Source organism: Segatella buccae ATCC 33574 (assembly GCF_000184945.1).
Taxonomy (GTDB): Bacteria; Bacteroidota; Bacteroidia; order Bacteroidales; family Bacteroidaceae; genus Prevotella; species Prevotella buccae.
This window is the reverse complement of sequence record NZ_GL586311.1, coordinates 242,365-254,074: the sequence shown is the minus strand read 5'-3', so window position 1 is coordinate 254,074 and position 11,710 is coordinate 242,365. Positions and strand designations below refer to the sequence as shown.

Genomic DNA, 11,710 nt, shown 5'->3' with positions numbered 1-11,710 from the left:
TCGATGTTTTTTCTTTGTCAATTTAAAATAAATTATCAGTCTTTACGTTATCTTCTATGAGAGCTTCTTTGATGGAACAAACAGGTTGACACACATATTTAAAACAATAAGAAAGTTATGAAAAAGTATTTAGCAGAAATGATCGGCACGATGGTGCTGGTGTTAATGGGCTGCGGCGTGGCCGTGAGCCTGGGTTGCAACAATGGTGATCCCGAGACGGTGATAGGTACAGCCATGGCCTTCGGCCTCTCTGTGGTGGCTATGGCCTATACGATCGGTGGCATCTCCGGTTGCCACATCAATCCCGCCATCACGCTCGGTTGTCTTCTCAGCGGTCGTATGCAGGCCAAGGAGGCAGGTATGTACATGGTGTTTCAGGTCATCGGAGCCGTCATTGGTTCGTTCATCCTCTTTGTGCTGACCTCAGCTGCCGGGCTTAGTGGTACGGGAGCCAACGACCTGCAGGCCAACGGTGCCGGCACAATTCCCGTCTTGGGAGGTCTTTTGGCTGAGATTTTCTTTACCTGCGTGTTTGTACTCGTGGTGCTTGGTGCAACTGCCAAGACCAATGGAGCTACCAACAACTTTGCCGGTTTGGCCATCGGTCTTGCATTGGTGCTCATTCATTTGGCTTGCATCCGCTATACCGGTACATCCGTCAATCCGGCACGTTCCATCGGTCCGGCCCTCTTCCAAGGCGGCACGGCATTGGTCAACCTGTGGATTTTCATCGTTGGTCCGTTTGCCGGTGGTGCTTTGGCTGCAGGCATTTGGAAAATGATCGATACGGAAAAATAATCTTTTTACAGCAAAAGGCTGTCAGTTCGGGGAGTACATGTGTGTGCTCCCTGTTTGCTTTTATGCCTGCGATCCCTTATGGGAATGTAATGTGGGGGCTCTTTGTCTTTGTCAAAGGTTTTGCAAAATGCAGTTTGCAAAACCTCCGCTTCCGACTGTTAAACGCTGATTATTAAACTTTTTAACTTCATTGCAACATTAAAAAACATTCTATCTTTTTGCATTGACAAAAGAAAATGTTAAATTTGCAATCAGTTTAAGCAGTTTGAGAATTATTCATTTTTTAATAAATCATAGAATTATGGCAGTTAATTACAAAGATTTAGGTCTCGTGAACACACGCGAGATGTTCAAGAGAGCCATCAACGGCGGTTACGCCATTCCGGCATTCAACTTCAACAATATGGAGCAGTTGCAGGCCATCATCAAGGCCTCTTCCGATCTCAAGTCTCCTGTGATCCTTCAGGTGTCGAAGGGGGCCCGCAACTATGCCAATGCCACACTGTTGCGCTACATGTCGCAGGGTGCTGTGGAGTATGCTAAAGAATTGGGTTGCAAGCATCCCGAGATCGTTGTCCATCTCGACCACGGCGACAGCTTCGAGACCTGCAAGAGCTGTGTGGACATGGGCTTCTCGTCCGTGATGATCGACGGTTCTTCCCTGCCTTATGAAGAGAATATCGCCCTGACCAAGAAGGTGGTTGACTATGCTCATCAGTTCGATGTGACCGTTGAGGGTGAACTCGGCGTTTTGGCCGGTGTGGAGGATGATGTTGTAGCAGCAGAGTCCCACTACACCAAGCCCGAGGAGGTTATCGATTTTGTGAGCCGCACGGGTGTTGACTCTCTGGCCATCTCTATTGGTACTTCCCACGGTGCCTATAAGTTCACTCCCGAGCAGTGTACGCGCGACCCGAAGACCGGCCGTCTCGTTCCTCCTCCCTTGGCTTTCGATGTGCTCGATGCCATCATGGTGCAGTTGCCCGGCTTCCCCATCGTGCTCCACGGTTCTTCTTCCGTGCCTCAGGAGTATGTTGATATGATCAACAAGTACGGTGGCAAGCTCCCCGATGCTGTCGGTATCCCCGAGGAGCAGCTCCGCAAGGCTGCCAAGAGTGCCGTTTGCAAAATCAATATCGACTCCGACTCTCGTCTTGCCTTCACCGCTGCCGTGCGCAAGGTGCTTGCCGAGAAGCCCGGAGAGTTTGATCCGCGCAAGTATTGCGGCCCTGCTCGCGACCTCATGACAGAACTCTACGAGCACAAGATTAAGGAGGTTTTGGGCTCCGACAACAAGCTCGCACAGCTCGACTAATATTTCTGCCTTCCTCGCCACCGTGCGAGAAGGGTATGGTATGATTTGAATATTGTTTTCATTAGCAAGATAATCGTTATAAAAAGCGGGAATCCATCATTGTGGGTTCCCGCTTTTGGGGTGTGGTTGTGTATAGGGCGATTCATCCTCATTGGCTTTTCTCTTGCAAGACAAGTCGGCCTTCTACGTTTCCATTCACCCATTTCCCCGGTTTTTTCTCCATTCTGTCCCGCCCTTGGCAGGTTGATAGTAGGGGTGTGTCCACCCGTTTTCCGGGTTGGGAAAGTCGGAACGCCTGTTTCGACTTTCTCTCTCTCCCTGTCTCCGGCCCTTGCTTTCCCTTTAATCCTCCAACCTGTGGAAAGCCTGTGGCAGGTAGTCGATGATATCCCCGGCGATGAGGCTTTCTTTCCCCTTTTCCCGGGCAGCGATGTCACCAGCCAGCCCATGCAGATACATGCCCAGTCGGCAGGCATCCGCCTGCTGGTATCCCCGTGCCAACAGCCCTGTGATGATGCCCGTGAGCACATCGCCGCTGCCTGCTGTTGCCATGCCGCTGTTGCCCGTGGGGTTGAATTCCACCTGTCCGTTGGGCAGGCAAAGTGCCGAATAGTGTCCCTTTAGTATGATGTAAGCATGTAGATGCTCCGCCATCTGCTGGGTTTTATGCAACCGGTCGTAGTCTCCATTGCTTGTCCCTCCCGAGAGGCGGTCAAACTCTTTCGGGTGAGGTGTGAGGATGATGTCCCTCGGCAGCTGTTGCATCCAGGCGCGGTGGTTAGCAAGGATGTTGATGGCATCGGCATCGATGACGAGCGGGCAGGTGGCCCGACGAATCTGTGCGATGAGGGCGATGGCCGTATTCTCGAGTTGGCCCAGTCCCGGTCCGATGCCCAGTGCGTCGAAATCCTCCGTGTCCACTGCCTCGGAGAAGTAGGTCTCTTCATGATCCATCTGCATCACTGCCTCGGGCACAGCCATCTGCATGATGTCGTAGTTGCGCTTGGGTGTGTGAACCGTCACTTTGCCCACTCCTGCCCGCAGACAGGCCCGGGCTGCGAGCACTGCTGCCCCTGCCATGCCGTAGCTACCCGCCACAAGCAGCGCATTGCCCATGTTGCCCTTGTGGGCGAAGTCGCTGCGATGGAGCAGCCGGGGCCGCAAGTCGCTCTCTTCGAGCAGGGTGTACTGACTTTCGGTCTTGTTGATATATTCCGGCGAGAGCCGGATGTCAAGCACCCGTAGCCGACCGATGTAAGGCTGATTGTCGGCCAACAGCATGGCGAGCTTCTTCTGTTGAAGTGTCAGGGTAAGGTCGGCCCGGACAATGTTCTGGCGTATGTTGTACGTGTTGTCCTCACACATCAGTCCCGACGGCATGTCGATGCTCACCACCCGGGCCGGTGACTGGTTGATGTATTTCACCATGGCTGCAAACCCGCCGGCGAGCGGTTTGTTGAGTCCGCTGCCGAACAGTCCGTCCACCACCAGCGTGTCGGCCCCCAATTCAGGTGGATCAAAATTGAGCGTCACTTCCGTGAATTTCTTCAACCCTTTCATCTCCGTGAGCCGCTGCTTGTTGGCGGCACAGTCTTCGGATAAATGGTTGTGTACATTGAAGAGGTACACGCTCACATCGTATCCCTCTTCCACCAACAGGCGTGCCACAGCCAGTGCATCGCCCCCGTTGTTGCCCGGACCGGCAAACACCACCACGGGTGTGCGGGTCGAATAGTCCTCGGTGATGGCGTGGGTGAGTGCCTTGGCCGCCCGCTCCATCAGGTTGATGGAACTCACCGGCTCGTGTTCGATCGTATATTTATCAAGCTCATGTATCTGAGCACTTGTGAAAATCTTCATATCAAGGGCAAAATTACAAATAATCTTGGAATTTGCATCCCCTTGCGTACAGAAAAACTTGTTTCTTGCTGTTTAAGTTATAAATCGTAGGAACATTTTGTGAAGTTTAAAGCGCATTTTTGCATAGAGGCTAAATCAAAAACAGCTCCATTGACTGTGGGTGGACGCATTCTCTTTCGCTGATTTCCCGATGTCAGTAACATATAATTAAAAGTGAAAAATTGTCCCACGATGGCTGAAGTTACGCATATTTTTCGTAATTTTGCCACCAAAATAATAATCAGAGGGACAATGGGTACCATTAGAATAAAGGACAAGACCTTCAAGACTTCTATCCCCGAAGCCGAAATCATGGAGAAAATAAAAGTGGTTGCCGACCGTATCAACAAGGACATGGAGGGCAAGAATCCGCTCTTGTTGGCTGTGTTAAACGGTTCTTTTATTTTTGCGGCCGACTTGATGAGGATGCTCACCATTCCGTGTGAAATTTCGTTTGTGAAGTTGTCTTCATACGAGGGTACGGCCTCTACGGGCAAGGTGAAAGAGTTGGTGGGCATCAATGCCGACCTCACCGGGCGGACGGTCATCATCGTGGAAGATATTATCGAGTCGGGACTCACAATGGCGCACATGCTGGAGAGCCTGCGGGCCTGCAGGCCGGAGTCTATCCATATATGCTCATTGCTGGTGAAGCCGGAGAAGCTGTTGGTGCCTTTGGACATCGAGTACACGGTGATGAATATTCCTAATGACTTTATCCTCGGCTACGGCCTTGACTACGACCAGCAGGGGCGTGGCTTGCGTGACATCTACACGCTCGTGAGCGAATAGGGCGCAAGAGGGGAAGGGGGCAGTCCCGTTGGCAACGCATAATCCAAACACATACTTTATATATAAGGTAAAAGATGAAGAATATTGTAATTTTCGGTGCTCCGGGTGCAGGCAAAGGCACTCAGAGCGACAAGCTGATTGAGAAATACGGTCTCGGTCACATCTCTACGGGCGACGTGCTTCGCAACGAAATCAAGAACGGAACGGAACTTGGCAAGACGGCCAAAGGTTATATTGACAACGGGCAGCTGATTCCCGACGAATTGATGGTTGACATTCTGGCCAGTGTCTACGACGGTTTTGGCAAAGAACATGCCGGCGTGATATTCGATGGTTTTCCCCGCACCACTCCCCAAGCTGAGGCCCTGAAGAAGATGCTTGCCGAGCGCGGACACAAAGTGGCAGCCATGATAGAGCTTTCTGTCCCCGAAGACGAACTGATGGCCCGACTCATCAATCGCGGTAAGGAGAGCGGCCGCTCCGATGACAACGAGGAGACCATCAAGAAGCGTCTCAATGTTTATCATACACAGACCTCCCCGCTCATCGACTGGTATGCGAAAGAAGGCATCCACCACCATGTGGAAGGCTTGGGCACTGTTGAAGAAATCTTCAGCCGCATAGCCGATGTGGTAGATGGCTTATGAGGTGGTAGGTGATGGGTGTTAGGTGATAGGTGTTAATGATATGCAGCGATTGTTATTTGGCTGCTGTCGCTCATCTCTTTCCTCCTCGTTTTTGATAGGACTAATCATTAACACCTAACACCTATCACCTAACACCCATCACCTAACACCCATCACCTAACACCCATCACCTATCACCTATCACCTATCACCTAACACCTAACACCCATCACCTCACTAATGGAAAGTAACTTTGTAGACTACGTTAAGATTTATTGTCGCTCGGGCAAGGGCGGTAAAGGCTCTATGCACCTTCGTCATGTGAAATACAATCCCAACGGTGGTCCCGACGGTGGCGATGGCGGCAAGGGCGGAAGCGTCATCTTGCGCGGCAACCATAACTATTGGACGCTCCTGCATCTGAAATACCAGCGGCATGTCTATGCCGAGCATGGAGGCAATGGCGGGCGAGACAAGTGCCACGGCACCGATGGCAAAGACATGTACATCGATGTGCCGTGCGGGACGGTGGTCTATAATGCCGAGACGGGTAAGTATGTGTGCGATGTCACCTACGACGGACAGGAGGTGATGCTGCTCAAGGGCGGTCGTGGCGGATTGGGCAATTTCCAGTTCCGCACTTCCACCAATCAGGCTCCGCGCTATGCGCAGCCCGGTGAACCGATGCAGGAGATGACCGTTATCCTCGAACTGAAGCTCTTGGCCGATGTGGGACTTGTGGGCTTCCCCAATGCCGGCAAGTCGACCTTGCTCTCAGCTTTGTCGAGTGCCCGGCCAAAGATAGCCAACTATCCTTTCACCACCCTTGAACCAAGTCTGGGCATTGTAAGCTATCACGACCAAAAGTCGTTTGTGATGGCCGACATTCCCGGCATCATCGAAGGGGCGAGCGAAGGGAAAGGACTCGGGCTCCGTTTCCTTCGGCACATTGAGCGCAACTCGCTGCTGCTCTTCATGGTGCCCGGTGACACGGACGACATCAAGCGTGAATATGAAGTGCTGCTCAACGAGCTTCGGCAGTTCAATCCCGAGATGCTCGACAAGCATCGGGTGCTGGCCGTGACCAAGTGCGATTTGCTTGACGAAGAACTCATCGAGATGCTCCGGGAGACTTTGCCTACCGACCTGCCCGTGGTTTTCATCTCGTCGGTTACCGGTTTGGGACTCAGCGAACTGAAAGATGTGCTTTGGCGCGAACTCAATTCGGAGAGCAACAAGTTGCAGGACATAACGGCTGAAGACACATTGGTGCATCGCGATAAGGACATGAGCCGTTTTTCTTCCGAGCTGAAAGACGAAGGAGAAGATGAAATCCTGTTTGTCGACAGCGATGAGGTGGAAGACATTGAAGAGCTCGACGATTTTGAATATGAGGAGGAAGAATAGTTGCAGATGAATCCCCCTGTCCTGAAATACTACGAAGTGGCCGACCGCGTGTCGGCCTTTTCCACCACCCGTAAAGGTGGTGTGAGTTGTGGGTGCTATGGCGGATTCAATGTCAATGCTTTTTGTGGCGATGACGAAACACATGTAACTGCCAATCGCCGACTGCTTGCCAAGGAGCTTGGCGTGGCCGAAGACCGGCTCATCATCCCTCACCAGACCCACGGCATCGAGAGCCGGATGATAGCCGAGGAGTTTTTCGGCTTGCCCGGAAGGGTGCGGCAGATGCTGCTCGAAGGCATCGACTGTGTGATGACCGATGTGCCGGGAGTCTGCATCGGAGTCTCCACGGCCGACTGCATTCCCCTTTTGTTCTACGATCGGGCCCACCATGCCGCCGCTGCCGTACATGCCGGTTGGCGTGGCACGCTCAACAAGATAGCCCACAAGGCGGTGGTGGAGATGCATCATTGTTTCAAGACGGTGCCCCAAGATGTTGTGGCCGTGATTGGCCCGGGCATATCGCTTGCCAACTTTGAGGTGGGGCAAGAGGTCTATGAGCAATTTGCACAGTTGGGCAACGACATGGAGCGCATTGCCAAGATGTATGACAAGTGGCACATCGATCTGCCGGAATGCAACCGGTTGCAACTTGTGGAGGCAGGAGTGCCCGAACGCCAAATCCTTTCTGCGGGCATTTGCACTTACGACCATTGCGACGAGTTTTTCTCCGCCCGCAGGCTCGGCATCGAGTCGGGCCGCATCTATACCGGCATTGTGCTTAGATAATGCCCCTAAATCTCCCTGAATAATGAAGAGAAATCCACGACTACATTTTTTTCTTATAGGCATTGCGCTCTTTGCAGCGATAACGGCTTTTGCACCGGCCCGCAACCAGTTTACGGCGGCCGAGCAACAGCAGATAAGCATTGCCACTCCCGGACTGTTTGACAAGAGCGATGCCTTCACTGTTGAATTTGGCACAGTCGGTGCCGGTGACTACTCTTTTCCGTTGCCTGTGGGCAAGGCTGAACAGAAAACCAACTTCTTCCTCTCCATTGAAACCAAGGAGGGAGATGCCGTAAAAGCCATGTTCGATGGCGTGGTGCGTCTCTCCAGACATCATTCCGACTATGGCAATGTCGTTGTGGTGCGTCACGACAATGGGTTGGAAACGGTGTATGCTAACAATGCTCAGAATCTGGTCAAAGTGGGGCAAAGCGTCAAAGCCGGACAGACCATAGCCATCGTAGGCGGCAAAGGCGGACGGGCGTATTGCGATGTTGCCATCATGGTGAATGGCGCGCGCATCAATCCCTCTACAGTGATAGACATTAAGAGCCATCGGTTGCGCAAGCAGACACTGCTTTGCAAGAAAAACGGCTCTCGGGTGGCCGTTTCCATGGTGGGGGAGAAAGAGGCTTCAGCCGAGCGTAAGTGTGAGACACCCACCAGTCTCGACCCGTCCGACGAACTGACCTACGAACAGTCGAAAGAATTTAAAATCGATTTGGAGAAGATAGCCCGTGAGCATTGGGCCTATCCGTTGCCGGGCAGTCATGTGATAAGTCCATACGGTGGCAAACGCAAGCATTCCGGCGTAGACATCAAGACCTGTCCCAACGACAAAGTCTTGGCCGCTTTCGACGGAGTTGTCACCCTCTCTTGTGCCCACTACGGCTATGGCAACTGCATCACCATCAAGCATGCCTACGGCTTTGAGACCCTTTACAGCCATCAGTCGAGAAACTTTGTGAAAGTGGGGCAGAAGGTGAAAGCCGGGCAAGTGATAGGACTCACGGGCCGCACGGGCCGTGCCACCACCGAGCATCTGCACTTTGAAGTCCACTTCAAGGGGCGTCGCATCGATCCGGCCGTCATCTTCAACCACAGCAGCAAGAAACTCCAAGCTTCGACCCTCGTTTTGAAAAACGGGTGCATGACGACCCAAAAGAGTTGACAGAAATATGACGCAAGAGCACGAAGAAATCAATACTTGGATTGAACGCTATTCGGAACCCCTTCTGAACAGAGCTTTGTCGACCATGAGAAACAAGGAAGACGCTATGGATGTGGTTCAGGAAGTCTTTATTGCCGCGGCTGCAGCCTATCACACTTTCGAGGGAAAGAGCACGCCGCTGACATGGTTGCTGCATATCTTGAAAAACAAAACCGCAGATTTTTATCGGGATAAATACCGCAAGCCGGAAGTTGTCAATATGCCGGAGTTCTTTGACCGGACGGGGGCATGGACAGATGATTCCGTCCTTCACGAATGGTCGAGGGGTATCGAAGAGGGGGAAGATCGGCATGCACTGATGAACACCTTGGATAATTGTATAGACCATCTTCCCTCCCAATGGAAAGTCACGGTGAAACTCTACTATATAGAAGAGAAAAAAGCCAATGAAGTTTGTCAGGAGTTGAACATTGCCACGACTAATCTTTGGAAGATTCTTCAGCGCAGCCGTATGCAACTAAGAAAATGTATAGAAGTAAACTGGTTTGAGAAGTTATGAAAGCATTGATCAGCAGATTGATTCATATCATCATTATGCCTTGCAGCCATGTGCCGTTGCAGATAGAGCAGCAAAGGGCCGGCGAGCTCCCGTTCGTGAAGCGGATGAGGCTTCGCGCTCACTTGGCTGTGTGTAAATGGTGTGCTGCCTATGCCAAGAAAGTGGAGATGATAGACGGTCTTCTCACTAAAAAAGCATCGGAAGACAAAAAAAATATGCACTTTGAAAACCTTGAGATACAGCAGTTTAAGGATAAACTAAGAAAAAAAATGTCTTCTTAGCGTCATTTTTCTGTCAGGATTAGAAGAAGTTGACGACTATACAGGTGGAAAAGCCCTTCAAGGGCATTCACTAAACATAGTCATAAATTTCAAGAATCTGACAGGATGAAGATAAAGAAACAGTTGCTTTCGGGCAACAGACTCTATCAAATCGGGTACAATGTTACCCTGTTCGGCACCGCTGCCATTCTTTTGTGGATCGGTATCTTTAAGTTCACACCGACAGAGGCGGCAGCCATCAGACCTTTAATCGAATACCATCCTTTCAGTTTTTGGGCATACGACATGTTCGGCCAGCAAAGCGTTTCCAACTTTGTCGGTATCGTGGAAATATCACTTGCAGTCGTACTCCTTTTATCCATCAAATTTCATTCTTTGAGCCTGTATGCAGGGGTGGGAATTGTTTGTACCTTCCTTGTCACGCTCAGTTTTCTATTCTTCGCCCCCGGAGTGTGGAGAATCAGGGACGGCGTGCCCATAGCCGACTTTTTCATCGTCAAGGATTTGGCCTATTTGGGGTTCGGGTTGATGCTGCTCGGTCGGTCAATGTCCAACGACAAGGAAAAACATGATGCGGAAATGACATCCTCTTATTAAATAATATAATCGTATAAAACAACTAAAAGCAATGAAAAAGATTCAATTTGGCGCCGCTTTGTCGGCAGTAGTGTTAGCAAGTATGGTGTTTGCTTCTTGCAGTAAGGATGATGACATGAAGCCTTCTACGGGCAGTATGCGCACCCTGACAGTTGAAAACATCGTCGCACCGAAACTCTTTGTGGAGAGCGGGGCGTTCAAAAACACGGGAAAATCTCCCGTCATTCAACCCGGAGAGAGCGTCAGCTTCAAGTTTAAGGCTGGCAAAGGGCAGGCACTGATGTTTACCATGATGTACGGGAAGTCCAAAGACTGGTTCTTCGCTTCCCGTCAGCCCGGCATCAAACTGTTTGACGCACAGGGGAAGGCAATGACAGGAGATGTGTCTGCACAAGTGAAACTTTGGGATAACGGGACGAAAGTCGGTATGACAGACGCAAAAGAGTCGAACCCCATCATGGAGGTGAAGGGAGTGGATGTTGCCAAACTCATGAAAGTGATGCTGGCTTATGACGAACCGACCTCCGAGTTCACGCTCACCCTCAAAAACACTTCTGCCGGCACGGACAACGAGACTCCGTTCTCACCCGGCGTGTGGGCCGTGTCTACCTTTGACGGCAGCAAACTGCTTGCAGAGAAGCCCTTCTTCACACCGGGAGAAAAGTCTAATCCGGAGATGACAGACATTGCCCAAATGGGGAATATCGACAAGCTGAAAATGAAGGTGGAAGCCAACACCGGCATCATCACCGGCATCTCCCCGGTGCTTGTGGTTGTGTATCAAGGTGAGAAAAATCCCATCTACGAACTCGGCAAGAAAGATAGCGGCATGGGACTGAAAGATTTGGCACAAATGGGCAATGCAAGCAAGTTGCAGGAGAGTCTGAAAAAGATGAAAGGTGTGAAAAGTGTTGTCGTTGCCGGCACGGCCCCTGTGGGTCCCGGTCAAAAGGTCATGGCACAGTACAAGGTTGAGGCTGGAGACAAGCTCGCATACGCTACCATGTTTGGCTTCTCCAACGACTGGTTCTATGCCAATGAGCAGGCCATTCCGGCCGGTTCGAACGGTGACATTACTGGTAAGACAACCCTCCTTGATTCCGGAACAGGCGTTGACCAATATCCCGGAGCCGGTAACAGACAGGCGCTTTTCGGCGGAACACCGCAGGCAGAAAGCAAGCCCATCAGTAAAGTCGGAAACACTTTCCCCGTTCCTTCTGTCAATAAAGTCTTGAAAATTACAATTAAATAGGAAAGGGGCGACTCCCGTCGAACCGGGTAAACAGATTGGCAAAAACCGGGATGGTTGATGGCTGGTTGCGGAAATGAATATATGTATTGGCCACACACCGGCAAAAATCGGTGAAAGGTACCTCCAGAAGATACCGGATGGCGGCGAATAATATGAACAAAATCATATCCGTCAAAATTCTCCAACCAGAATGAGAAACCAGCTTCAGAACACCGGAAAAGCCCACC

Annotated in this window: 12 protein-coding genes; 11 read left to right on the top strand and 1 reads right to left on the bottom strand. The window is 51.2% G+C overall.

What is annotated here, in order from left to right; all coding sequences use genetic code 11:
- The first annotated feature begins 117 nt into the window (after positions 1-117).
- Positions 118-798, top strand: a complete 681-nt coding sequence (locus tag HMPREF6485_RS01015; protein WP_004344116.1) for an MIP family channel protein — start codon at positions 118-120, stop codon at positions 796-798.
- A gap of 301 nt (positions 799-1,099) precedes the next feature.
- On the top strand, positions 1,100-2,113 hold the full coding sequence (locus HMPREF6485_RS01010; protein ID WP_004341759.1) for a class II fructose-bisphosphate aldolase: 1,014 nt from the start codon (positions 1,100-1,102) through the stop codon (positions 2,111-2,113).
- 342 nt (positions 2,114-2,455) lie between these two features.
- On the opposite strand, the gene HMPREF6485_RS01005 is transcribed toward HMPREF6485_RS01010, so the two are convergent.
- Positions 2,456-3,973: a bifunctional ADP-dependent NAD(P)H-hydrate dehydratase/NAD(P)H-hydrate epimerase gene (locus HMPREF6485_RS01005; protein WP_004344114.1), complete on the bottom strand. Its 1,518-nt coding sequence runs from the start codon at positions 3,971-3,973 to the stop codon at positions 2,456-2,458.
- A gap of 291 nt (positions 3,974-4,264) precedes the next feature.
- On the opposite strand from HMPREF6485_RS01005, the gene hpt reads away from it, so the two are divergent.
- The 9 genes from hpt to HMPREF6485_RS00960 all read left to right on the top strand — a co-directional run bounded on the left by hpt (position 4,265) and on the right by HMPREF6485_RS00960 (position 11,483).
- Complete coding sequence (hpt, locus tag HMPREF6485_RS01000; RefSeq protein WP_007412233.1) at positions 4,265-4,804, top strand: hypoxanthine phosphoribosyltransferase; 540 nt, start codon at positions 4,265-4,267, stop codon at positions 4,802-4,804.
- 74 nt (positions 4,805-4,878) lie between these two features.
- Complete coding sequence (locus tag HMPREF6485_RS00995; protein ID WP_004344112.1) at positions 4,879-5,451, top strand: adenylate kinase; 573 nt, start codon at positions 4,879-4,881, stop codon at positions 5,449-5,451.
- 219 nt (positions 5,452-5,670) lie between these two features.
- Positions 5,671-6,837, top strand: a complete 1,167-nt coding sequence (obgE, locus tag HMPREF6485_RS00990) for a GTPase ObgE (RefSeq protein WP_004341745.1) — start codon at positions 5,671-5,673, stop codon at positions 6,835-6,837.
- A 6-nt stretch (positions 6,838-6,843) separates the two neighbouring features.
- Entirely contained in the window at positions 6,844-7,623 is a 780-nt protein-coding gene (gene pgeF / locus HMPREF6485_RS00985) for a peptidoglycan editing factor PgeF (RefSeq protein ID WP_004344111.1), read from the top strand.
- Between the two features lie 22 nt (positions 7,624-7,645).
- The gene (locus HMPREF6485_RS00980; RefSeq protein WP_004344110.1) at positions 7,646-8,794 is read left to right on the top strand and encodes a M23 family metallopeptidase; all 1,149 of its coding nucleotides are present in this window, start codon (positions 7,646-7,648) and stop codon (positions 8,792-8,794) included.
- A gap of 7 nt (positions 8,795-8,801) precedes the next feature.
- Positions 8,802-9,353 carry a sigma-70 family RNA polymerase sigma factor gene (locus HMPREF6485_RS00975; RefSeq protein WP_004344109.1) on the top strand — a complete coding sequence of 184 codons (552 nt, stop codon included), beginning with the start codon at positions 8,802-8,804 and terminating at the stop codon, positions 9,351-9,353.
- On the top strand, positions 9,350-9,634 hold the full coding sequence (locus tag HMPREF6485_RS00970) for a hypothetical protein (protein ID WP_004344108.1): 285 nt from the start codon (positions 9,350-9,352) through the stop codon (positions 9,632-9,634). The genes HMPREF6485_RS00975 and HMPREF6485_RS00970 overlap by 4 nt, the downstream gene beginning before the upstream one ends.
- Positions 9,635-9,739: 105 nt before the next feature.
- The gene (locus HMPREF6485_RS00965; RefSeq protein WP_004344107.1) at positions 9,740-10,231 is read left to right on the top strand and encodes a DUF417 family protein; all 492 of its coding nucleotides are present in this window, start codon (positions 9,740-9,742) and stop codon (positions 10,229-10,231) included.
- A gap of 31 nt (positions 10,232-10,262) precedes the next feature.
- Positions 10,263-11,483, top strand: coding sequence for a spondin domain-containing protein (locus tag HMPREF6485_RS00960; RefSeq protein ID WP_004344106.1), 1,221 nt, complete (start codon positions 10,263-10,265; stop codon positions 11,481-11,483).
- Positions 11,484-11,710: the final 227 nt, after the last annotated feature.